This is a genomic window from Micromonospora deserti, assembly GCF_003236335.1.
Taxonomy (GTDB): Bacteria; Actinomycetota; Actinomycetes; order Mycobacteriales; family Micromonosporaceae; genus Micromonospora; species Micromonospora deserti.
The window spans coordinates 1-21,974 of the sequence record NZ_POUB01000081.1 but is presented as its reverse complement, the minus strand read 5'-3'; the positions used below and the strand labels follow the sequence as shown (position 1 = coordinate 21,974).

At 74.5% G+C, this 21,974-nt stretch carries 23 protein-coding genes; 9 read left to right on the top strand and 14 right to left on the bottom strand.

The genetic code is table 11. The features are described from left to right. The first annotated feature begins 271 nt into the window (after positions 1-271). The gene (locus tag C1I99_RS14140) at positions 272-1,900 is read left to right on the top strand and encodes an alkaline phosphatase D family protein (protein WP_111134677.1); all 1,629 of its coding nucleotides are present in this window, start codon (positions 272-274) and stop codon (positions 1,898-1,900) included. Positions 1,901-1,974: 74 nt separating this feature from the next. Here C1I99_RS14140 and C1I99_RS14135 read toward each other — a convergent pair whose 3' ends face one another. The 3 genes from C1I99_RS14135 to C1I99_RS14125 all read right to left on the bottom strand — a co-directional run bounded on the left by C1I99_RS14135 (position 1,975) and on the right by C1I99_RS14125 (position 4,652). Further along, complete coding sequence (locus tag C1I99_RS14135; RefSeq protein WP_111134676.1) at positions 1,975-2,682, bottom strand: hypothetical protein; 708 nt, start codon at positions 2,680-2,682, stop codon at positions 1,975-1,977. Positions 2,683-2,918: 236 nt separating this feature from the next. After that, positions 2,919-4,031 carry a DUF3626 domain-containing protein gene (locus C1I99_RS14130; protein ID WP_111134675.1) on the bottom strand — a complete coding sequence of 371 codons (1,113 nt, stop codon included), beginning with the start codon at positions 4,029-4,031 and terminating at the stop codon, positions 2,919-2,921. A gap of 144 nt (positions 4,032-4,175) precedes the next feature. After that, a complete protein-coding gene (locus C1I99_RS14125; protein WP_111134674.1) occupies positions 4,176-4,652 on the bottom strand; it encodes a VOC family protein in 477 nt (158 codons plus the stop codon). Between the two features lie 100 nt (positions 4,653-4,752). Between C1I99_RS14125 and C1I99_RS32750 the strand changes: the two genes are divergently transcribed. Further along, positions 4,753-4,896 (top strand): hypothetical protein, encoded by a 144-nt coding sequence (locus tag C1I99_RS32750; protein ID WP_158554059.1) that lies wholly within the window; start codon positions 4,753-4,755, stop codon positions 4,894-4,896. Further along, positions 4,893-5,849 (top strand): sensor histidine kinase, encoded by a 957-nt coding sequence (locus C1I99_RS14120; protein WP_111134673.1) that lies wholly within the window; start codon positions 4,893-4,895, stop codon positions 5,847-5,849. The genes C1I99_RS32750 and C1I99_RS14120 overlap by 4 nt, the downstream gene beginning before the upstream one ends. Positions 5,850-5,897: 48 nt before the next feature. Here C1I99_RS14120 and C1I99_RS14115 read toward each other — a convergent pair whose 3' ends face one another. The 5 genes from C1I99_RS14115 to C1I99_RS14095 form a co-directional block, all read right to left on the bottom strand. Continuing rightward, positions 5,898-6,527 (bottom strand): MBL fold metallo-hydrolase, encoded by a 630-nt coding sequence (locus C1I99_RS14115; RefSeq protein ID WP_111134672.1) that lies wholly within the window; start codon positions 6,525-6,527, stop codon positions 5,898-5,900. Beyond that, complete coding sequence (locus C1I99_RS14110; protein ID WP_111134671.1) at positions 6,527-7,612, bottom strand: S-(hydroxymethyl)mycothiol dehydrogenase; 1,086 nt, start codon at positions 7,610-7,612, stop codon at positions 6,527-6,529. Before C1I99_RS14110 ends, C1I99_RS14115 begins: the two co-directional genes overlap by 1 nt. Positions 7,613-8,033: 421 nt before the next feature. Beyond that, positions 8,034-9,356: an MFS transporter gene (locus C1I99_RS14105; RefSeq protein ID WP_233512497.1), complete on the bottom strand. Its 1,323-nt coding sequence runs from the start codon at positions 9,354-9,356 to the stop codon at positions 8,034-8,036. Further along, positions 9,353-10,015: a GntR family transcriptional regulator gene (locus C1I99_RS14100; RefSeq protein WP_111134669.1), complete on the bottom strand. Its 663-nt coding sequence runs from the start codon at positions 10,013-10,015 to the stop codon at positions 9,353-9,355. The genes C1I99_RS14105 and C1I99_RS14100 overlap by 4 nt, the downstream gene beginning before the upstream one ends. 121 nt (positions 10,016-10,136) lie before the next feature. Next, positions 10,137-11,237, bottom strand: a complete 1,101-nt coding sequence (locus C1I99_RS14095; RefSeq protein WP_111134668.1) for a CapA family protein — start codon at positions 11,235-11,237, stop codon at positions 10,137-10,139. Between the two features lie 216 nt (positions 11,238-11,453). On the opposite strand from C1I99_RS14095, the gene C1I99_RS14090 reads away from it, so the two are divergent. After that, positions 11,454-12,635: a low temperature requirement protein A gene (locus tag C1I99_RS14090; RefSeq protein ID WP_111134667.1), complete on the top strand. Its 1,182-nt coding sequence runs from the start codon at positions 11,454-11,456 to the stop codon at positions 12,633-12,635. Between the two features lie 3 nt (positions 12,636-12,638). Here C1I99_RS14090 and C1I99_RS14085 read toward each other — a convergent pair whose 3' ends face one another. From C1I99_RS14085 to C1I99_RS14075, 3 genes are read right to left on the bottom strand one after another with little or no spacing between them, the layout of a single operon-like run. After that, complete coding sequence (locus C1I99_RS14085) at positions 12,639-13,556, bottom strand: alpha/beta fold hydrolase (RefSeq protein WP_111134666.1); 918 nt, start codon at positions 13,554-13,556, stop codon at positions 12,639-12,641. After that, positions 13,553-14,467, bottom strand: a complete 915-nt coding sequence (locus C1I99_RS14080; protein ID WP_111134665.1) for an SDR family NAD(P)-dependent oxidoreductase — start codon at positions 14,465-14,467, stop codon at positions 13,553-13,555. The genes C1I99_RS14085 and C1I99_RS14080 overlap by 4 nt, the downstream gene beginning before the upstream one ends. Further along, positions 14,460-15,944: a flavin-containing monooxygenase gene (locus C1I99_RS14075; RefSeq protein ID WP_111134664.1), complete on the bottom strand. Its 1,485-nt coding sequence runs from the start codon at positions 15,942-15,944 to the stop codon at positions 14,460-14,462. Before C1I99_RS14075 ends, C1I99_RS14080 begins: the two co-directional genes overlap by 8 nt. Before the next feature lie 114 nt (positions 15,945-16,058). Between C1I99_RS14075 and C1I99_RS14070 the strand changes: the two genes are divergently transcribed. Both C1I99_RS14070 and C1I99_RS14065 read left to right on the top strand, forming a co-directional pair. Further along, positions 16,059-16,721 carry a TetR/AcrR family transcriptional regulator gene (locus tag C1I99_RS14070; RefSeq protein ID WP_111134663.1) on the top strand — a complete coding sequence of 221 codons (663 nt, stop codon included), beginning with the start codon at positions 16,059-16,061 and terminating at the stop codon, positions 16,719-16,721. Between the two features lie 112 nt (positions 16,722-16,833). Further along, a complete protein-coding gene (locus C1I99_RS14065) occupies positions 16,834-17,490 on the top strand; it encodes a flavin reductase family protein (protein ID WP_111134662.1) in 657 nt (218 codons plus the stop codon). A gap of 18 nt (positions 17,491-17,508) precedes the next feature. Here C1I99_RS14065 and C1I99_RS14060 read toward each other — a convergent pair whose 3' ends face one another. Both C1I99_RS14060 and C1I99_RS14055 read right to left on the bottom strand, forming a co-directional pair. After that, positions 17,509-17,970, bottom strand: coding sequence for a hypothetical protein (locus C1I99_RS14060; RefSeq protein WP_111134661.1), 462 nt, complete (start codon positions 17,968-17,970; stop codon positions 17,509-17,511). After that, on the bottom strand, positions 17,970-18,449 hold the full coding sequence (locus C1I99_RS14055; RefSeq protein WP_111134660.1) for a hypothetical protein: 480 nt from the start codon (positions 18,447-18,449) through the stop codon (positions 17,970-17,972). Before C1I99_RS14055 ends, C1I99_RS14060 begins: the two co-directional genes overlap by 1 nt. Before the next feature lie 44 nt (positions 18,450-18,493). Here C1I99_RS14055 and C1I99_RS14050 point away from each other — a divergent pair, with 44 nt between their 5' ends. Then, positions 18,494-19,495: a helix-turn-helix transcriptional regulator gene (locus C1I99_RS14050; RefSeq protein WP_111134659.1), complete on the top strand. Its 1,002-nt coding sequence runs from the start codon at positions 18,494-18,496 to the stop codon at positions 19,493-19,495. Here C1I99_RS14050 and C1I99_RS14045 read toward each other — a convergent pair. Continuing rightward, positions 19,492-19,848 (bottom strand): nitroreductase/quinone reductase family protein, encoded by a 357-nt coding sequence (locus C1I99_RS14045; protein WP_233512496.1) that lies wholly within the window; start codon positions 19,846-19,848, stop codon positions 19,492-19,494. The genes C1I99_RS14050 and C1I99_RS14045 overlap by 4 nt on opposite strands. Before the next feature lie 210 nt (positions 19,849-20,058). Between C1I99_RS14045 and C1I99_RS14040 the strand changes: the two genes are divergently transcribed. Together C1I99_RS14040 and C1I99_RS14035 are read left to right on the top strand one after the other, a co-directional pair. After that, positions 20,059-20,688, top strand: a complete 630-nt coding sequence (locus tag C1I99_RS14040) for an ATP-binding cassette domain-containing protein (protein WP_158554058.1) — start codon at positions 20,059-20,061, stop codon at positions 20,686-20,688. Next, positions 20,685-21,959 (top strand): extracellular solute-binding protein, encoded by a 1,275-nt coding sequence (locus C1I99_RS14035; protein WP_158554057.1) that lies wholly within the window; start codon positions 20,685-20,687, stop codon positions 21,957-21,959. The genes C1I99_RS14040 and C1I99_RS14035 overlap by 4 nt, the downstream gene beginning before the upstream one ends. Positions 21,960-21,974: the final 15 nt, after the last annotated feature.

Below are 21,974 nucleotides of genomic sequence, written 5' to 3'. Positions count from 1 at the left end.
CCACGATTCCAAACCCCGAATGCCCCCGGTCACACCCCGAAACCCGACATCCAGACAGCCACCACACAGCCGCGAGCTCGACCGACCACCCCGCCACGACACGCCGACATGTCGCAGCCCGAGCGCGCGGTCGACGGGCGGGAGGTGTCGGTCCGCGTTGCCGGACGGCCCGCACGCCGGGCGCGGAACCGGAAACGACGGCCGAAGCCTCCACGAACAGTCCTCGTGCGGGGCAGCGAACGGGACGTCGAAAACGGTAGACACATAGACCATGACGAACACCCTCGACCGTCGTACCCTCCTGCGCGTGGCCGGCGCGTCCGCCGGCACGGCCGTGCTCGCCGGTGCCACCCTCGCCGCCGGGGCACCGGCCAGTGCGGCCGGCGCCGCGTTCCGGCACGGTGTGGCCTCCGGCGACCCGCTGCCCGACGGCGTCCTGCTGTGGACCCGGCTGACCCCGACCGACGAGGCGCAGCCCGGATCGGGGGTCGGCCCCGACGTCGACGTGACCTGGCAGGTGTCCGCCGATCCGGACTTCGCCACCGTCGCCGCGCAGGGTTCGCTGACCACCGGCCCGGCCCGGGATCACACTGTCAAGGTCGCGGTGACCGGCCTGGCGCCGGCCACCACGTACTGGTTCCGCTTCGGCTACGCCGACGGCTGGTCGCCGACCGGGCGGACCATGACGGCGCCACCGGTGGACGCCGACATCGACCGGCTCCGGCTGGGGGTGGTTTCCTGCGCCAACTGGGAGGCCGGCTACTTCGCGGCGTACCGGCACCTGGCGGAGCGGGGCGACCTCAACCTGGTGGTGCACCTGGGCGACTACCTCTACGAGTACGGCACCGGCCAGTTCACCGCAGGCGGGACGGTGGTGCGCCCGGTGCGCCCGGCGCACGAGACGCTGACCCTGACGGACTACCGGGCCCGGCACGCCCTCTACAAGAGCGACCCGGATTTGCAGGCCCTGCACGCCGCGCTGCCCTGGGTGATCACCTGGGACGACCACGAGGTGGCCAACGACCAGTGGTCGGGCGGCGCGGAGAACCACACCCCGGGCACCGAGGGAAGCTTCGCCGACCGGGTGGCCGCGGCGCGGCGGGCGTACGCCGAGTGGATGCCGGTGCGCACCGGCGCGGACGGAGCGATCTACCGCCGGTTGCGGTTCGGCCGGCTCGCCGAGCTGTCCATGCTGGACCTGCGGACGTACCGCTCCCAGCAGGCGTCGGGGGTCGCGGTGGACGACCCGCGGCGCACCATCACCGGCGACGCGCAGATGTCCTGGCTCAAGAGCGGGCTGGCCGCCGCGACGGCGCGGTGGAAGCTGGTGGGCAACCCGGTGATGATCGCCCGGCTGGACATCGGCGCGCTGCCGTCCTGGCTACTCGGGCCGCTGGGCACGCTGCTCGGCATCCCGGAGAACGGCGGGGTGCTCAACGCCGACCAGTGGGACGGCTACAACGCCGACCGCAACGAGTTGGTCGACCACCTCCGGGCCACCGGCACCCGCGACGTCGTCTTCCTCACCGGCGACATCCATACCTCGTGGGCGAACGAGGTGACCACGAGGGCCACCGGTCCCTGGGAGCCGGCCGCCGCCGAGTTCGTGGTGCCGTCGGTGACCAGCGACAACGTCAACGACTTCCTCGGCCTGCCGGCGGGCAACGCGCTCAGCGCGCTCGGCGCGGGGCTGCTGCGCTCGACCAACCCGCACGTGCGGTGGACGGAGCTGGACGGGCACGGCTACGGCGTGCTGGAGGTGACCCGGCAGCGGTGCCGGATGGACTGGTACCACCTCGCCGACCGCACCCGCGCGGCGACGGCAAGCCGGTGGGTGGCCGGGTGGTCGGTGGGGGCCGGATCGGCGACGCTGCGCCGGGAGAGCGCGCCTTTGGTGTGAGCCGCGACGGGTGCGCCCGGACGCGACCGGCCGGCCCCTGGGATCAGGGACCGGCCGGTCGGGTCATCCGGTTGTCACCAGAGCTGGGCGACGATGTCGGCCGCCTGCTCCTCCCACTGCGCGTACGCGAACGGGTAGGCCGAGACCTGCACCGTCTGCGCCGCGGCGGTCAGCGGCAGGTCCTGCCAGCCGCCCACGTTCTTCAGCGCCTGGAAGAACGCCCGCGAGGAGTACTCCGGGTCGGTGATCTGGTCGGGCGAGCCCCAACCCGACGACGGGCGCTGCTGGAACAGGCCCTGCGAGTCGTGGTCGTTGTACGCGCCGAGGTGGCCGAGGTTGTACAGCTTCGACTCCTGCAGCGCGGTCGCGACACCGATCACGGCGCCGCGCTCACCCACGCCGGTCTCCTTGGCCTCTTCAATGATGGCCTTGGCGTTGGTGAGTTGCGCGCCGTCCAGCGGGATCCGCGACTGGCCGCCCTGCACCCCGTGCGGGATCAGCTTGTCGCGGCTGGGCTGGTCGGAGTCCGACTTGTTGGCGGCCGACCGGTCGGCGCCGGTGGTCTGTGCCGGCTCCACGGTCTCCGCCGACCGGCCCTTGCCGGTGGCGAGCTCGATCGCGGACACGGCGCCCTCGTGCGGGCCGCTGGTGACCGGCGCGGCCACCGCGGTCGGCCCGAAGGCCAGGCCACCGATGGCGGCGACGCCCGCCACGCTCAGCGCGATCTTACGGTTCGAGTCCTTCGCGATGGCCGGGAGCCATCGAGTGAAGTCGTACTTCACGATGTGCCCTTTCGGTCAGGCGAAGCGCTCCGGGATGAGCACTCCTCGGGGGTGTCCCGCCGGAGGGGTTTGCGTTCCGGGGGTACTGGGGACACAACCAGCTTGGCGTCCCGGCCATTCCGGAGCGGGTCCCCGGACGGCCGGCGGCGGCCCGGCTCACTCATCACAATCGGACACTGGTCGCAGGGCGGTCGGGACGGGACGCGCCCGGGGATCGGGCGGAGGCCCCGGACGGCTCAGTCGGCGTACGGGGTGCCGAACCGGACGAGCACGTGCCAGAGCTGCTTCAGGTGCTGAAGGGTGACCTCGGCCGGCCCACGGTCGGCCCAGCGGGCCGGCTCGGTGACCACGGAGACCGCGGCACGACCGATCAGTGCCGCGTCGACCGGGTCGCCCGGCCGGGCGAACTCGGCGTGCACCCGGGCCGCCAGCGGCGGGATGGCCGGCCCTCGGAACTCCGGGTCGATCCGGTCGACGGGCAGCGCGAAGCCGGCGTGCCAGAGCAGCGGGAGGTCGTGCCGGCGGGCGATCCCGGCCAGCGCCGCACCGGCCTCGGTGCCGCGGAACGAGGGGTCCACGACGATCGCCTCGACGTCCCGGGCAAGGTCGAGCTCACCGTGGATCTGAGCCTCGATGTAGTCGTCGAGGGCGCGGCCGGCGGCGCCGGGAGCCCCCGCGGCCTCCTCGCGGCGACGAAGCAGCGCCCGGACCAGGGTGACGACGTCGCCCGGCACGCCGAGGCTGGTCCCGCTGCCGGCGGTGGCGGCAAGCAGGGCGGCGAGCACCGGTTCGAACATGTCCACGGTGCCGAGGTCGCGGGGGCCGAGGTGGCTGTCGCCGAAGCAAAACGTCGCCCGGGCCAGCACGTCGGGCCGCAGCCGCAGGTGGCAGGAGCCGAACCGTGGGCAGGCGCCGTCGGGGTGATCGAGCAGGTTGAGGCCGCCGTACTTCGGCCGGTCGGCCGGGCGTACGCCCGCGGCCTGGTAGGCGCCGCCGAAGAGGGACTCCTCCCAGCGGTCCCGGCCGCCGCCCGGGTACGCGGTCAGCCCGCCATTGGAGATCCCGGTCTCGAACTGGCTGCGGTAGACGCCCTCGGCGGCGAGGGCCTCGGCGACGGTGCGCCCGTCGGCGAGCAACCGGTCGGGGTGGAAGTTGAGGGTGAGTCGCCCGTGCCGGCCGATCGCGGCGATCAGCGGCTCCGGTCCGTGGGTGATGCCCGAGCCAGCGAGCGCGCGGGCGACGACGGCCAGGGCGGCGGGGCGGTCACGCAGCGCCCTCACGCGGACGTGCCCGAGCGCCAGGCGCTGGGCCGAGGTCAGCCGGACGGCGGGACGGGCGGTGCGCTGCACGTCGACGAGCGTCCCAACCGGCCGGGCCTGGCGCAACCCGGATTCCCGGTGCGTGGCGCGCGGCAAATGTCGGGCGGACGCGCGCGGGGGTTCTGCGCGAGCATCCGGGCCGGTGCCGACCGGCGCGGGCGGCTGACCCGCGCCTCAGTCCTCAGTGCCCCGCTCGGTGCCGAAGCCGCCCAGCGCGGCCCGCTCGTCCAGGCTGCGCAGCTCCTGAAAGAGGGTGATCTGCAGGCCGCCCGGGGCACCGAGGCGGGAGTTCAGCGACTGCCACGGCGTCACCGTGGGCGCCGCGATCTCGGTGGCGCCGGCGGCGACCAGGCGGCGGGTGGCCGACTGGCTGTCGTCGACCTCGAAGGCCACCCGGATCTTCGGGGCGACCTGCCGGCCCACCTCGACCTCGTCGATCATCCGTTTCTGCGCCGGGTTGGCGATCTCCAGCGTCGCCCGCCCGGCGTCCAGAATCACCACGCGGGCGTCCCCGTCGCCGGAGAACGCCGCCTGCTCGGGCAGGCCGAGCGCGTCCCGAAAGAACGCCACCGCCGCCTCGTAGTCCTCGACCTCCACCACCAGTCGCAGTTGGCGTACGGCGGGTGTGCGGTCGGGGTCGTCGACGGTCATGCCGACCGATGATAGTGCCGGGCCGGACCGGGTTCACCCGGTAAGGCCGACGCGACCGCGGAGGTTACAGTGAGGGCGCGCCGACTGGAAGGCGATCACGGTGACTGCTGCTGCGGTGGTCGGCCAGGTGGATCTGGGCGACCACGTCTGGTGGACGTGCGACGCCGAGGCCGGGGGTCTCGGCGCCGTCGGCCGCGTCGCCGCCACCGGTCCGCACCGCGACGCGGTGGGGCTGCCGGCATGACGGTGCCGAGCGGGGCGCCCGCCGCCCCGGACGCGTTCGTCCACGAGGGGCTCTTCTACACCGACCCGGACGGCCTGCTGGCGGGCACCGTGCCGTTCATCCGAGCCGGGCTCGCCGACGGCGAGCCGGTGCTCGTGGCGATGCCCGGGCCACACCTGGCCCTGGTCCGTGCGGCGGTCGGCGCGGCCGACGGGGTGCGCTGGGAGGACATGGCCGAGGCCGGGCGCAACCCCGGCCGGATCATCCCGTGGGTGTTGCAGGCGTTCATCGACCGGCATCCCGGCCGACGGGTGCGGATCATCGGCGAGCCGATCTGGCCCGGCCGCACCGGCGCGGAGTATCCGGCTTGTGTCCAGCACGAGGCGATGATCAATGCGGCGTTCACCGGTCGGGCCGCGACCATCCTGTGCCCGTACGACGCGGCAGGGCTCGACGAGGCGGTGCTCGCCGACGCGTGCGGCACGCACCCGGTGCTCGTCGACGCGACGGGGCGGCGCCCCAGCCCCCAGTTCGCGCCGTCCGATGTGGTGGCCCGGCACAACAAGCCGCTGCCCACCCCCGTGGAGCCGGTGGATGCGCTGGGCTACCGGGTCGACATGCTGGCGGACGTCCGCCGGTTCGTCGCCGCGCACGCGGCGGCCGCTGGCCTGGACGACGACCGGGTGGCCGACCTGCAGATCGCGGTGACCGAACTGGCGACGAACAGCATCACGCACGCCGGCGGCGCCGGCCTGCTGCAGGTGTGGCGCACCGCCGAGCACCTGGTCTGCGAGGTCCGCGACGACGGGTGGCTCGACGACCCGCTGGCCGGGCGGCTGACGCCGGCCCATGACGGCGTCGGCGGGCGGGGCCTGGTCATCGTGCACGCGCTCTGCGACCTGGTCCTGGTGCACAGCACCGCCGCCGGGACGACGGTGCGCCTGCACATGCGCCGGGCGACCGGGGAGCGCTGACGCCGCCCGGTGCGTTCCCCGGTCGTCGGCCCGCCGCTCGGCTGGCGGTCAGTGGCCGCGGGCGAGCCACTCGTCGAGGTGGGGCGCCTCGGCGCCGATCGTGGTGCTGTCGCCGTGCCCGGTGTGCACGACCGTCTCCGGCGGCAGGGTGAGCAGCAGGTCCCGGACCGAGCGGATGATGGTGCCGAAGTCGCTGTAGGAGCGGCCGGTGGCGCCCGGGCCGCCGGCGAAGAGCGTGTCGCCGGTGAACACCACACCCAGCCGCGGCGCGTGGAAACTGCAGGCGCCGGGACTGTGCCCGGGGGTGTGCAGCACGATCAGGTCGGTGCCGGCGACGGTCAGGGTCTGGCCGTCGAGTAACTGCCCGCCCGGTGCTTCGTCCGGGTGCACCAGGTCCCACAGCACCCGGTCGGCGGGGTGCAGCAGCACCGGCGCGCCGGTGGCCCGGGACAGCGCCGGGGCCACCCTTACGTGGTCGTCGTGGGCGTGGGTGGCGAGGATCGCCCGGACCCGGCGGCCGGCGACGACGGCGCGGATGGCGGCCACGTCGTGCGGGGCGTCGACGACCACGCACTCGGTGTCGTCGCCGATCACCCAGACGTTGTTGTCCACGTCGAAGGTCTGCCCGTCGAGGGAGAAGGTGCCGGAGGTGACGGCGTGGTCGACGCGGGCGCCCATCACAGGACCACCACCGAGCGAAGCACCTCGCCGCGGCGCATCCGGCCAAACGCCTCCTCGACCTGGTCCAGCGCGATCTCCTCGGTGACGAAGGCGTCCAGGTCCAGGCGGCCCTGCAGGTAGAGCTCGGTAAGGGCGGGGAAGTCCCGGCTGGGCAGGCAGTCGCCGTACCAGCTGGACTTGAGGGCGCCGCCGCGGCCGAAGACGTCCAGCAGCGGCACCTCGACGGTCATCTCCGGTGTCGGTACGCCGACGAGAACCACGGTGCCGGCCAGGTCGCGGGCGTAGAACGCCTGTTTCCAGGTCTCCGGCCGGCCGACCGCGTCGATCACCACGTCGGCGCCGAACCCGGCGGTGGCGGCGCGGATCGCCGCGACCGGGTCCTCGGCGGAGGCGTCGACGGTGTGGGTGGCGCCGAGCCGCCGAGCCCGGTCCAGCTTCCGGACGTCGGTGTCCACCCCGATGATGGTCGTCGCGCCGGCCAACCGCGCGCCGGCGATCGCGGCGTCGCCGACGCCGCCGCAGCCGATCACCGCCACCGAGTCACCCCGGGTCACCCCGCCGGTGTTCATCGCCGCGCCGAGGCCGGCCATCACCCCGCAGCCGAGCAGCCCGACCGCGGCCGGCCGGGCCGCCGGGTCGACCTTCGTGCACTGGCCGGCGTGGACCAGGGTCTTCTCGACGAACGCGCCGATGCCCAGCGCCGGGGCCAGCTCGGTGCCGTCGACGAGGGTCATCTTCTGGGTGGCGTTGTGGGTGGCGAAGCAGTACCAGGGGCGGCCCCGGCGGCAGGCCCGGCACACCCCGCACACGGCCCGCCAGTTGAGCACCACGAAGTCGCCCGGCGCGACGGCGTCGACGCCCTCACCGACCTGCTCGACGATGCCGGCGGCCTCGTGCCCGAGCAGGAACGGGTGGTCGTCGGTGATGCCGCCCTCGCGGTAGTGCAGGTCGGTGTGGCAGACCCCGCACGACAGCACCCGCACGACCGCCTCGCCGGGACCGGGGTCGGGCACCACGATGGTGGTGACCTCGACCGGTGCGCCCTTGCTGCGGGAGATGACTCCCCGAACCTCCTGGCTCACGATCTCCTCCTACTCCACGCCGGCGCGCCGCGCCGCCGTCCGTCGGTGCGGCGCCCCGCGGGGGTACGGCGACGCCGTCGATCACGCCCTGCGGCGAACCTACCGCCGTCGCCCGCGGTCGGCCCGGTGGCGCGGCGGGCGGTTGTCGCCGCCGCGGCTGGGTAGGCGGCGACAACCGCCGTCGCACGGGAGGACGTAGAAGGTCACCCATCTGCCGCTGCGGGTCGGCATCGGCGCGTTCGTCCCCCACTCCGACCTGGGTGAGCGCACGTTGGAGGGCGAGGCCGCCCGGGGCGTGCACGGGATGGCCGTCCGGCGCGATCCCGCAGCTCAGGGCGATGGATCCCACCCGGTTCGCCCGGCTGCTTCCCGGCGCGTGGTGCTGGACGACCTCACCCACCGCCGGCGGCGACGCGGCTGATCACGAGATGGCGGCGGAAACCGGCGCGGCCGCCGCGCGGACCCGCTCGGCGGCCTGGTGGCGGCGGGCGGCGTTGCGCCAGCGGAGCACCTGAACCGCACCGAGCGCCCAGAGGGCGTACTGCACGGCGAACGCCCACCGGAAGGCGGCCAGGTCGGGTGTGCTCCGCCCGGCCGGGGTGGCCAGGTCCAGCACCACGCCGACGGCCAGCACCAGCACGATCGAGGCGACGAAGCCGCCGACGTTGACGATGCCGATGGCGCTGCCGATCCGGCTGACCGGGTTGAAGGTGCGGGCGTAGTCGAAACCGATCACCGAGCCGGGGCCGTTGACCGCCAGCACCAGCACCAGGGTGACCAGCAGCCAGCCCGGGGCGCGGCCGGGCCAGGCCAGCACCGCGGCCCACACCACCGCGGTGGCGCCGGTGACCGCGAACACCAGCACCGAGCGGCGCAACGGGTGCCGGGCGCACAGGTGCGCCACGACCGGGCCGGACAGCAGCGTCGCGACGGTCATCAGGGTCAGCAGGGACGCCGCGGCGGTCGGCGTGAGCCCCTGCCCCTGCACCAGGAACGGGTAGCCCCAGAGCAGGGCGAAGACCGCGCCGGAGAACTGGGTGACGAAGTGCGTCCAGAGGCCGAGCCGGGTGCCGGGCTGCGCCCAGGCCGCGACGAGTCGCCGGCGGACGGTGGCGAGGGTGGGCGCGGATTTGGCCGCCGTGTCCCGGTGCGGCGTGTCGCGCACGGCGGCGACCACCATGAGCAGCACCGTGGCGCCCACCGCCGCGGCGACGAGGAAGGCCGGGGTCCAGCCCACCCGGTGCAGCAGCGCCACCAGCGGTACGGCGCCGAGTACCGCCCCGAGCTGGCCGAGCGTGCCGGTCAGCTGGGTGAGCATCGGGTTGCGCCGCCCGGGGAACCAGAACGCCACGATGCGCAGCACGCTGATGAACGTCATGGCGTCGCCGAGGCCGACCAGGATCCGGGCGGCGACGGCGAGGCGGACGTCGGTGGCCAGGGCGAAGCAGAGCTGGCCGGCGACCATCAGCGCGCTGCCGGCGATCAGCAGCCGGCGCGAGCCGAACCGGTCGAGCAGCACCCCGACGGGCACCTGCATCGCCGCGTACACGGCGAGCTGGGCGACGGTGAAGGTGGCCAGGGCGGAGGCGTTGATGTCGAAGCGGTGCGCGGCGTCGACCCCGGTGACGCCGAGCGAGCTGCGGTGGAACACCGCCGCCACGTACGCGCTCAGCGCCACGCCCCAGACCAGCAGGGCGGAGCGGCGGGGGACGACGGCGGCGGGCGCGGTGGCGGGCCCGCTCACCGCAGCGTCCGCAGCACGGTCGCGGCGTTGTCGATGTGCGCGGCGACGGCGGCGAGCCATGGTTGCGGGTCGTCGGAGTCGAGGGCGGCGAGCTGCGCCGCGTGCTCGGTGAGCGCCACCTCCGCCCAGCCGGGCGAGAGCCGGAAGCTGGCCTCACCCATCCGCAGCTGCCGGTCGCGCAGCCGCTGGTACAACTCGGCGAGGATCTCGTTGCCGGCCGCGTCGACGACGGTGGCGTGGAAGGCCCGGTCGGCGGCCATCAGGGCGGTCAGGTCGCCGGCGGCGTGCGCGGCGCGCATCTCGGCCAGCCGGGCGGCGAGGTCGGCCTTGAGCGGGGCGCGGCGCGGCCAGACCCGCTCGGCGGCGTACAGCTCGACCAGCCGCCGCGCCTCGATGACGTCGGCGATCTCGCGGGCGGAGACGGGCCGGATCAGCGCACCCCGCTTGGGGTAGAGCTTCACCAGGCCCTCCGCTTCCAACCGCAGCAGGGCCTCCCGGACGGGGGTGCGGGAGACGCCGGTGGCCTCGGCGATCTCGCCCTCGCTGACCAGCGACCCGCCGGGGTGGATCTGTTCCAGGATCGCCCGTTTCAGGTGCTGGTAGGCCCGCTCGGCCGCGGAGGGCGCGGCCGACCGGGCCGGCGCGGAGGGATACGTCATGTATCTATGGTGCGTCCCGATCCGGTGTGCCGGCGGGGCGGCCACACGGCGGGTGGCGTGGACCACGCCGGGGCCGGGCTGGCCGGTGGCTTCGGCCCGGCCCGCCGCACGGCCACAGTGGTCAGTGGCCGGGCAGGCCGACCAGGCCGCCGGCGTCGAGGTCGAACCCGCGGGCGTACGGCGGGCCGAAGCCGTTCAGCAGGTCGGCAAGCCAGCGCGCCTCGTCGGGTGCGGCGCGCTCCAGCCGCATCCGACGGATCCGCACCGGCGCGGCCCGCAGCGCCCGCAGCCGACCGTCCGGGTCGAGCGCGGGCAGCCAGAGCAGCCGCAGCTGCGGCCGGTACGCCTCCTGCCCGCTGATCCCCTCGTAGTCGTCGACCAGATCGCCGCAGCCGTACAGGATCAGCCGCTGCCGGTACACCTCGACGGGGCGCGGGTGGTGCGACGAGTGCCCGTGGACCACGTCGACCCCCGCGTCGACCAGGCGGCGGGCGAAGTCGACGTGCTCGGCCGGCACGTCGTACCCCCAGTTGCCGCCCCAGTGCACCGAGACCAGCACCAGGTCGTCCGGCCCGGCCACGGCGGCGATCCGCGCCGCCAGCGCGTCGGCGGTGGCGGCGGTCGTCTCCGGCAGGTACGCCACCCCGGGCCGCTCGTCGGTGGCGGCCCACGGCGGCGGCACGCCGCTGGACGGGGCGGCCACCGACCAGACCAGCAGGCGACGCCCCGCGAGTTCGAGCGCCGCCGGCCGCCACGCGCCGGTCGCGTCCCGGCCCGCGCCGGCGGTGGCGATGCCCGCGCCGGCCAGCGCGTCGAGGGTGTCCGCAAGGCCGACCGGGCCGAAGTCGAGGAGGTGGTTGTTGGCCAGCGCGCAGACGTCCAGGCGGGCCGCGGTGAGGCAGGGCAGGTTCCCCGGGTGCATCCGGTAGTGGATGGTCTTGGTCGGGGCGTGCTCGCCCCGCCCGGTCACCGCTGTCTCCAGGTTCACGATCCGCGCGTCCGGCCGCAGCCGGTCGAGCAGCTCCAGGGTCTCGCCCCAGGGCCAGGCCGGGGGCACCGGCCGGGGAATGGGCCCGCTGACCGACTCGGCCAGCTCGACGTACGTGCGCGCGTCGCGGACCAGTTCCTCGCGCAGGTCGGGCGGGCCCGGCCGGGGCAGGATCGCGTCCACGCCCCGGCCGGTCATCACGTCGCCGCCGAGCAGCAGGGTCAGCTGGGCCATCCAACGGTATTCCCGCCCCGGCGCCGCCCTCACCTGGATGCGGGAGCCGGACGGCCGGCGCGGCCTGCTCGGCGGTCCACCCGCCCCGACCCGGGACGGAGGCGCCGCCAGCGGGGAAATGACCCGATACGCCCGGCGCCCGCCTATGGTGTGGCTGGACCGACCGGTGGCGACCCGCCGGACCTCCGACCAGGCGGCCGGCGTGAGGAGGGCGCGGTGACCACGAGCCCGCGGCTGCGGCCCTGGTACCGGCCGATGCGGTCCCGGAGCCGGGACGAGGAGCACCGCTCGGCGACCCCGCTGGAGCTCTTCTTCGACCTCTGCTTCGTGGTCGCGGTGGCGCAGGCGGCCGCCGGACTGCACCACGACGTGTCCGAGGGGCACATCGGCCACGCGATGGCCAGCTACCTGATGGTCTTCTTCGCCATCTGGTGGGCGTGGATGAACTTCACCTGGTTCGCCTCGGCGTACGACACCGACGACGACGTCTACCGGATCACCACCCTGGTGCAGATCACCGGCGCGCTGATCCTCGCCGCCGGGGTGCCGCCGGCGTTCACCGAGGGCGACTTCACCACCATCACCTACGGGTACGTGGTGATGCGGCTGGCCGCCGTCACGCACTGGACCCGGGCCGCGATCGGCGACCCCGCCCACCGGGCCGCCACCACGCGGTACGCGGTCGGGGTGACGGCGGTGCAGATCGGCTGGCTGCTCCGGCTCACCCTTTCCGAGGACTGGCTGGCGCCGTCGTTCCTGGTGCTCGCCCTGGCCGACCTGCTGGTGCCGGTGGTGGCCGAGCGGCCGGGGATGACCAGCTGGCATCCCCGGCACATCGCCGAGCGGTACGGCCTGTTCACGCTGATCGTGCTCGGCGAGGTGGTGCTGGCGACCTTGATGGCCTTCCAGACCGGCACCAACGCCGGCCAGCAGGGGCTGTGGCCGCTGGCGGCGGACGGCGCGGTGATCGTGTTCGCGCTGTGGTGGCTCTACTTCGACCGGCGGATCGACGTTCCGACCGGGCTGCCCGGGACGCTCGTCTGGGGGTACGGCCACTACCTGGTCTTCGCCTCGATCGCCGCGGTGGGGGCGGGGCTGGCGGTGGCGGTCGACCGCGAGCGGCACGTCGGGCACGTCGGCGACGTGGTGGTCGGCTACGCCATCGCCGTTCCGGTGGCCGTCTATCTGCTCACCCTGTGGGCGCTGCACGTGCGCGGGCACGGGCGCGGGCCGCTGGTGGTGGCGGCGTTCCCGGTGACCGCGGCGCTGGTGCTGCTCACCCCGCTGGGCCCGGCAGCGGCGTACCTCATCGCGGCGCTGCTGTTCGCCCTGGTGACGCTGACCGTGGTGGACCGGCAGCGGGCGATTCGCGCGGGCCGGGCCACCACGTCGCCCTGACCGTCAGCCGGCCTCCGCCACCCGGGGCCCCGCGGCGACGTCCGGCGCGGCGTCCCGCCCCGGCTGGGCGGGGACGCTGGTGGCCCAGAAGTCGAGCAGCAGGCGGTGGAACTCCTCGGCGCACTCGATCTGCGGCAGGTGCCCGCAGTCGGTGAACAGGTGGGTGCGGGCCCGGGGCAGCCGGGCCCGGGCGGCGTCGAGGTGCGCGGCCGGCAGGATCAGGTCCCGGTCGCCCCAGACGATCAGGGTGGGGATGTCGAGGCGGGCCACCTCGGCCAGCAGCTCCTCCCGCCACTGCGGGCTCACCCCGCGGAAGGTGCCCAGACTGTGGGCGGTCTCCAGCATCACCCGGGCGGCGTACGGCTGGCGGGCCACCGCCAGGGCGTACGCGATGCGCTCCTCGGTGGCGAACGCCGGGTCGTGGAACAGGGCCAGCTCGGCGCGGCGGGCACCGTAGCGGGTGGGCCGCAGCAGCAGCCGGCCCAGCGGGCGCAGGGCGAGCAGCCGCAGCAGGATGGTCACCTCCCGGCCGAAGCCGGCGCTGTTGACCAGTGCGAGGCTGGCAACCCGGTCGGGTTCGGTGGCGGCCAGCCGCATGGCGATCGCGCCGCCGAGGGAGTTGCCGACCAGGTGCGCGGGCCGGTCCACGCCGACCGCGTCGAGGTAGCGGCCGACGAACCGGGCCAGCGCCGGCAGGTTGTACGGCCCGGCCATCGGCAGCGACCCGCCGTAGCCGGGCAGGTCGACGCTGTGCACCCGGAACCGCTCGGCGAGCCGCTCGTGCTGCTCGGTGAAGTCGCGCAGGGTCCGGCCGATGCCGTGCAGCAGCACCACCGGCGGCCCGTCGCCGTCGACGCGGTGGCGGACCCGCCGGCCGTCCACGGTGACGTGCCGGGGGCCCTGCCCGGCCGGGGCGCTCACGCCGGCTCTCCGGCCCGGTCGGCCGCCGGCGTCTCCGGCTGCCGTTGGGGCGGTACGGTGCTGGCACGCCGGGCCGGGTCACCGGCGGCCCGGTTGAGCCCGACGGCCAGCAGCCGCCCGTACGAGGTGGGCGCGATCCGGGCCAGCAGGTCCGGCAGCTTCGCCGACCAGCCGATCAGCACCCGGCCCCGGCGCCGCTCGACGCCGCGCAGGATCACCTGGGCGGCCGTGGCCGGGTCGATGGAGAGCAACTTCTCGAACTGTCGGCGGCCGGTCTCGTACTCCTCGGCGGAGACGCCGCTGCCCACCCGGGCGTTCTGGGCGATCCGGGTGCGGATGCCGCCGGGGTGCACCGAGGTCACCCCGACGCCGTCGTCGGCCAGTTCGTGGCGCAGCGCCTCGGTGAAGCCGCGCACGGCGAACTTGCTGGCCGAGTAGGCGGTCTGGCCGGGTGGGGCGATCAGCCCGAACAGGCTGGAGATGTTGACCAGGTGCGCGCCGGGCTCGGCCTTCAGCGTCGGCAGCAGCGCGTGCGTCAGCTGCACCACGGCGCGGAAGTTGATGTCGATGACCCAGCTGAACTCCGCCAGGGTCACCTGGTCGAAACGTCCGCCGAGGGCGACCCCGGCGTTGTTGACCAGCAGCCGGATCCGGGGGTGGCGCTGCCGGATCTCCTCGGCGGCCCGGGCGGTGGCCGCGGCGTCGGCGAGGTCGACGACGTACGTGGTGACCTGCCGGTCGGGGTGCGCGGCGCCGATCGCCGCCGCCACGGCGGCAAGCCGCTCGGCGTCCCGGTCGAGCAGCACCAGGTCGCTGCCCCGGCGGGCGAGCCCGTGCGCCAGGGCCTCCCCGATCCCACTGGCGGCGCCGGTGACCACCGCCGTGCCGGCCGCGAAGTCGAAGCTACGCACGGACGCTGCTCCTCTCCGGCGCGCCGGCCCCGGAGAACCGGACGCCCTCGTCGGTCAGCCGGCCGTGCCGCATCAGCAGCACGTCGCGGGGGTAGTTCTGGTACAGCCGCCACGGCGCCCGGGCGCCCTGCTTGGGCAGCGCGTCGACGCTGCGCAGCACGTAGCCGGCTGACAGGTCGATGATCGGCTCCAGCGGGCCGCCGGACGGCGGCAACGGGGTGACGATCTGCTGGCCGGTGCGGTCCAGGTGGCGCAGCAGCCGGCAGACGTACGTGGCGACCAGGTCGGCCTTGAGGGTCCAGGAGGCGTTGGTGTAGCCGATGGTCAACGCGAAGTTCGGCACGCCGGAGAGCATCATGCCCTTGTAGGCGACGGTCCGGGCCAGATCGACGTCGACACCGTCGACGGTCAGCGTCATGCCGCCCAGGGCCAGCAGGTCGAGCCCGGTGGCGGTGACCACCACGTCGGCCGCCAGCTCGGTGCCGGAGGTGAGCCGGACGCCGCGTTCGGTGAAGGTGTCGACGGTGTCGGTGACCACCGAGGCGCGGCCGTGCCGGACGGCGGTGAACAGGTCGCCGTCGGGCACGATGCACAGCCGCTGGTCCCAGGGGTTGTAGCGGGGCGAGAAGTGCCGGTCGACGTCGTAGCCGGCCGGCAGCCGGCCCTTGGCCGCCCGGCGCAGCAGCTTCTTCACCAGGCCGGGCGCGCGGCGGCTGAGCTGGAAGTTGGCGGTGGCGAGCAGCACGTTCTTCCAGCGGACCACCGGATACGCGGCCTTCGCCGGCAGCCAGCGCCGCAGCGCGTCGGCGACCACGTCGCGCGAGGGCAGCGCCATGATGTACGTGGGTGAGCGCTGGAGCATGGTCACGTGGGCGGCCCGTTGGGCCAGCGCCGGCACCAGGGTCACCGCGGTGGCGCCGCTGCCGATCACGACGACCCGCTTGCCGGTGTGATCGAGGTCCGCCGGCCAGTGCTGCGGGTGCACGACCTGCCCGGGGTACCGCTCGATGCCGGGGAAGGTCGGGGTGTAGCCGGAGTCGTAGCGGTAGTAGCCGGCGCAGATAAACAGGAACGCGCAGGTGAACACCACCGTCTCGCCGGTGTCGGTGCGGTGCGCGTGCACCGTCCAGCGGGCCCGGGCGCTGTCCCACTCGGCGCGGACGACCCGGTGATGGAAGCGGATGTGCCCGGTGACGCCGTACTCGTGGGCGGTCTCGGTGACGTAGTCGCGGATGGAGTCGCCGTCGGCGATGGCCTTCGGGTCGGTCCACGGCTTGAACGAGTAGCCGAGGGTGAACATGTCCGAGTCGGACCGGATGCCGGGGTAGCGGAACAGGTCCCAGGTGCCGCCGATGGCGCCCCGCGCCTCCAGCACCGCGTACGTCTTGTCGGGGCAGTTGCGCCGTAGGTGGCAGGCGGCGCCGACGCCGGAGAGACCGGCACCCACGATGAGCACGTCGACGTGGTCGGAGGCCATCTCAACTCCCGTCGCGAGGCGGTGACCCAGGACACTATCCACCGCCGTCGACGTACGTCAACACCCTGTCGAGTCCCGTCGACACCGTGTCGATCCGGTGTAGAGTCTGCGGTCATGACGCCTGCCCGTGCGGCCACCGGGAGCGCCACGTCGCGCGGGCGCCGGCCGGCCCGGTCGGTCGGCGACGACCGGGAGACGGCGATCCTCGCCACCGCCGAGCGGCTGCTGTCCCACCGCTCCTTCGCGGACATCTCCATCGACGACCTGGCCCGGGGCGCGGGCATCTCCCGGCCGACGTTCTACTTCTACTTCCCGTCCAAGGGCGCGGTGCTGCTGACGCTGCTGGACCGGGTCATCGAGGAGGCCAACGCCGCGGCCGGGGACGTGCTCGACCGGCTGGCGGAGAACCCGCGGGACCGGTGGCGGGAGCTGATCGCCCGGTTCCACGAGACGTTCGGCGCGCACCGCGCGGTGGTGCTCGCCTGCGCCCAGGTGCGCGGCACCGACGCCGAGGTGCGCCAGCTCTGGGCGCGGGTGCTGGAGCGCTGGGTGCAGGCGATCGAGGAAGCGATCGAGGCCGAACGCCGCCGCGGCGCCGCCCCGGACGGCCTGCCCGCCCGGGACCTCGCCATCGCGCTGAACTCGCTGAACGAACGCGTCTGGTACGCCACGTTCGCCGGGGACGGACCGGCGGTGGCCGAGCGGGACGTGGTCGACGTGCTGCTCGACGTCTGGCTGGCCGCCATCTACCGCAGCACCACTCCCCCACCGGCCTGATCCGGCCCTACCGCCGAACGCCACGTCCGATCGCCGCCAGCGGCGGTCGCCGGGCTCACGCAGAGTGGGGGACGGCCGCGCACGCGGCCGCGCTTCGATGGAGGGCGGAAGAATGCACGTGGTCCCCGGTCTCAAGGTGCTCTACTTCGGGACTCCGGTGGTGCTGGTCAGCTCGCGCAACCCGGACGGCACGGCCAACCTCGCCCCGATGTCGTCGGCGTGGTGGCTGGGGCAGTCCGGAATGCTCGGTCTCGGCGACAGCGGCCAGACCACCGCGAACCTGCGGCGGGAGCGCGAGTGCGTGCTCAACCTGCCGTCGTCGGCGCTGGTCGACGCGGTCGACCGGATCGCGCTGACCACCGGCCGGTCGGACGTGCCGGAATACAAGGCCCGCCAGGGCTACCGGTACGAGCCGGACAAGTTCGCCGCCGCCGGGCTCACCGCGCAGCCGTCGGAGCTGGTCCAGGCACCCCGGGTCGCGGAGTGCCCGGTCCAGCTCGAGTGCCGCGTCGTCGCGGCCCACCCGTTCGCCGGGGCGGACGTGCGGGCCACTGCCTTCCAGGTCGAGGTGCTGCGCGCGCACGTCGAGCAGGAGCTGCTCGTTCCGGGCACGCACTACGTGGACCCGCTGCGCTGGGACCCGCTGATCATGAAGTTCTGCGAGTTCTTCGGCGGCGGGCACGTCGTGCACCCGTCCCGGCTGGCCGCGGGCTGGGACATGCCCCACCGGCTGCGGCCGGAGCCGGACCCGGCGGCCGTCTCCCGGTGACCGGCCGGCGTCGGCGGGTCAGCCGGTCGACGCGCGGGTGAAGTCCATCGTCCAGTTGGTCTCCCAGCTGTCCCCGCCGTCGGTGGAGAACGCCTGCTCCCAGCGGCAGGAGGTGGGGGTGATCCGGGACCAGACGAACCGGCACCGGATCGGGCGTCCCTCGTCGACGTCGTCGGCGTAGAAGGTGCCCACGCCGTCGGTGAACCGGCCGACCACCGGCGGCAGCTCCAGCACCCCGCGCCGGCTGTTCATCCAGTAGATCGACCAGGTGCCGTTCGCCGCGTCGAAGATCCGAACGGTCGCGCCGGAGAAGCCCTTCGTCGGGAAGGTGATCTCGTCGAAGCTGCCGGCGCCGCCGAAGAACGTCCGGGCCACCGACACGCCGGGGAACTCGTCCCACTCGTCGCTGCCGACGTGCCGCCGCACCAGCCGGCGGTTGACGACCTGCCAGGCGCCGACGAGGAAGTCGAAGTCGCCCATCACCAGCCCACCGGTCCCTCGGCCCGGGTCTCGGCGAGGTAGCCGGCCAGGTCCGGCCGGTCCGGGGCGAGCACGTGGCGGGCCCAGGCGGCCCGCTCGTGCTCCAGCACCCCCAGCTCCCAGATGCAGCCCATCCACGGGCGGTTCAGGTCCACGAAGTGGGTCGGGTCGTCGTCCGGGCAGTCCAGCGCGGGCTGCCCGGCGGCGGCGATGCGCACCTCGACCACGTTGTCCCAGACCCAGCTGTACGCCAGCAGGTAGGCACCGGTGTCCGCGCCCCGGTGCAGCACCACCCAGCCCCCGGGCGGGGTGGCGTCGCCGCGGGCGGCGGGGATCAGGCGGGGCAGCACGGCGTACGCCGCCCGCTCCACCTCGGGTTCGATGGGCCGGTCGGGCTGGTCGATGTGGTAGCGCTTGAGCCGCCGGCCGGTGACCTCAACCGGCCCCGGCGCTCGCAGTTCCTTGTCGTGAAACGTCATGCCGGGACGGTACGGGCGCTCCACTGACAGCTACTGTCAGCAGAGTGCGGGCCAGTCGACTTCTCTCCCTCCTGCTGCTGCTCCAGACCCACGGGCGGATGACGGCGGCGCAGCTGGCCGAGCGGCTGGAGGTCTCCACCCGCACCGTCTACCGCGACGTCGAGTCGCTGCACGCCGCCGGCATCCCGCTCTACGGCGAGGCCGGGCACGCCGGGGGCTACCAGCTGGTGGACGGCTGGCGGACCCGGCTGACCGGGCTGACCGCCGAGGAGGCCGAACGGCTCTTCCTGGCCGGGTTGCCCGGCCCGGCCGCCGAGCTGGGCTACGGGGCGGTGGTGGCCGGGCTCCAACGCAAGCTGCACGCGGCGCTGCCCCCGTCGCTGGCCGACCGGGCGGCGCAGGTGCAGCAGAGATTCCATCTCGACCCCGCCCACTGGTACGCCGACGGCGACGCCTCGCCCCACCTGGCGGAGGTGGCGGAGGCGGTGTGGCGGCAGCGCCGGATCGCGGTGCGCTACCGCAGCTGGGCCGGGGAGGTCGACCGGGTGCTGGAGCCGTACGGCCTGGTCCTCAAGGGCGGCCGCTGGTACGCGGTGGCCAACCGTCCGGGGCGGGACGGCCCGGCGACCTACCGGATCAACCAGATCCTGGCGCTGACGAGCCTGGACGAGGAGTTCGACCGGCCGGCGGAGTTCGACCTGCCGGCCTGGTGGCGGGCGCACGTGGTGCGGTTCCGGGCCCGCCTGCACCGCGACGAGGCGACGATCAGGCTCTCCCCGCGCGGCCGGGAGCGGCTGCGGGAGATCGCGAGCGACGTGGTGGTCGCCGCGGCCCAGCGCAGCGCCGGCCCGCCGGACGGCGCCGGCTGGGTGACCGTGGTGGTGCCGATCGAGTCGCTCACCCACGCCCACGGCGACCTGCTCCGGCTCGGCGCCGAGGTGGAGGTGCTGGCCCCGGCCGAGCTGCGGGCCCGGCTGGCCGCCACCGCCGCCGAGCTGGCAGCGCGCTACGCCCCGCGAGCCGCCGGCACCCCGGTGCCGGATTAGCCGAGGGGCACCTGGACGGCGACGTCGTGCTTCGGGTATTGCCGTTCCACCTGCTCCGGGCCGTACTTGTCGCGGAACATCGCCACGATGTGCTCGACCCGGTCGGCGTCGGTGATCGGGGTGGCGGGCGTGCTCACGCTCGTACCGTTCGCGGACACCTGAATCATCGGCGTCTTCCGGACGTTCTTGTACCAGTCGCTGTCCGCGCCGGTGATCGGCACCAGGAACATGTTCTGATCCTCCTGCACGAACCACACCGGGTGGGAGATCTGCCGTCCGGACCTGCGGCCGGTCACGGTGATCTCGACCTCGCGGGCGCCCGCGAACGCGTCCCTGGCCTGCTCGATGCTCACCCTGACCTCCGTCGACGTTGCAAGAAGCTGCTCCTGACCGTCAGGCTATGGACCCGCGCGCCGGCTCGCGGCGGTTCCGGGAACACCGCGGTTGATCATGAAGCTCCGCCCTGTCCCACCTCCGACCGACTCCACAAGGGAGGGTCGCGGACCCTGGGGGTCGGCAGGATGTGCCACCCTGGGGGCGACAGCTCAGGTCACCGGGAGGTGATGGTCACGTTACGCCTGTGCGAACTCGTCGCCGTACCCACCGTCCCGCCGGTGACCCTCGACGTCGCCGCCGGCGCCACCGCCGCCCTGGCGGCCAGCCCCCGGGTCGGCACCGCCGTCGCCCGGGTGGTAGCCGGGCTGGCCGCGCCGGTGAGCGGCCGGATCCTGGTGGGCGACCGGGACGTCACCGACCTGCCGCCGCTGCGCCGCCGGATCGGATACGTCCCGGCCGGCGGCGCCCTGCTGCCCCACCTGACCGTGCGCCGTAACATCTCCTACGGCCAGCGCAAGCGGGAGCGGGTGCGGGACGTCGCCGACGACTGGGCGGCCACCGTGGTCGACCGGCTGGAGCTCGCCCTGACCCTCGAGCTGCGCCCGCACCAGCTCTCCGACGCCCAGCGGTTCCGGGTCGCCGTGGCCCGGGCGATGGCCTGCCTGCCGGAGGTGCTGGTGGTCGACCTGCCCACCGGGGTCGCCGGCGGCGGGCACCTCGCCGACCTGGTCGGGCGGCTGTCCCCGCCCGGCTCCCCCGGTGTCGCCGTGCTGGTCTGCTCCGCCGACGACGAGGTGCTGGCCGAGATCCCCGACCGGCTCTACGTCGACAAGACCACCGACGAGGTGCGACCGTGACGGGGCCGGCGCGGCTGCGCCGCCGTACGCTGCTGCGCGCCGCCGCCGCCGCGACGGCGACGACCGCAACGGCCTGCTCCCGATCGGGGTCGACGCAGGTGGTGGTGGTGTGGAGCGGCGGCGAGCTGGCCCGGTTCCGGGAGGTGGTGGCCGGCTACGGCGCCCCGGTGCAGGTGGTCGGCGTGGGCAACGACATCGACGCGTTCATCGGTGCCCGGCGGCTCTCCGGCGCCAGCCCGGACGTGGCGATCCTGCCCCGCTCCGGCCTGGTCATCGAGTACGCCCGGCGGGGCTGGCTGAGCGAGGTGACCCCGGCCGACAGCTACGCCGTCCCGCCGGGCATGGCCGACCTCTCCACCGGCGGGCGCCGCTACGGCGTCTGGGTGAAGGCGGCGCACAAGTCGCTGTTCTGGTACCTGCCGTCAATGCTCTCCGAGCCGCCGGGCACCTGGGACCAGCTGGTGGCGATCACCCGCCGGCTCGGCGCGCGGGCCCGGGCCGGGATCGCCCCCGCGCCGCTCGCGATCGGCGCGGCCGACGGGTGGGTGCTCACCGACTGGTTCGAGAACGTGCTGGCCGATGTCGCCGCGCCCGGCCACTACGAGGCGCTGGCCCGGGGCGAGGCGGACTGGCAGGGCCGGTCGGTGCGGGTCGCGCTGGACCGGCTCGCGGAGCTGTGGAGCATCGACGGCGCCTTCCCGGGCGGCGGGCGGCGGGCCCTGCTCACCCAGTTTGAGGAGTCGGTGATCCAGGTGGTGCACCACCGCCGGGCCACGATGGTGTTCGAGGCCGACTTCGTCGACGCGGTCAGCAACCGGTTCCGCGCCGGCGCCGAGGAACCAGCGACGTTCCGGTTCCCCGGCGCCCGGGTCGCCGACGGTCCGCTGATCCTCGGCGGCGACGCGGCGGTCGCGTTCGCCGGCTCGACCCGCGGGGTGCAGCTGGTGCGCTGGCTCAGCGACGGCGCCGCGTTCGAGCCGTGGCTGCGCGCCGGCGGTTACCTCTCCCCCAACGTCACCGTCCCGCTGGGCAGCTACCGCGATCCGGTGCGCCGCGAGCTGGCCGCCGAGCTGCGCACCACCGACGCGGTCCGGTTCGACCTGTCCGATCTGCTGCCCGGCCCGTTCACCGGCGCCGACGGGGTCGGCATCTGGCGGATCATGCAGGACTTCTTCGCCGACGTCACCGGCGGCGTGTCCGCCGCGGAGGCGGTACGCCGGGCCACCGGCCAGTTGGCGGCGGCGGCTCGGGCGGCGGGGGGCGGGCGATGAGCCCCAGGCCGATGC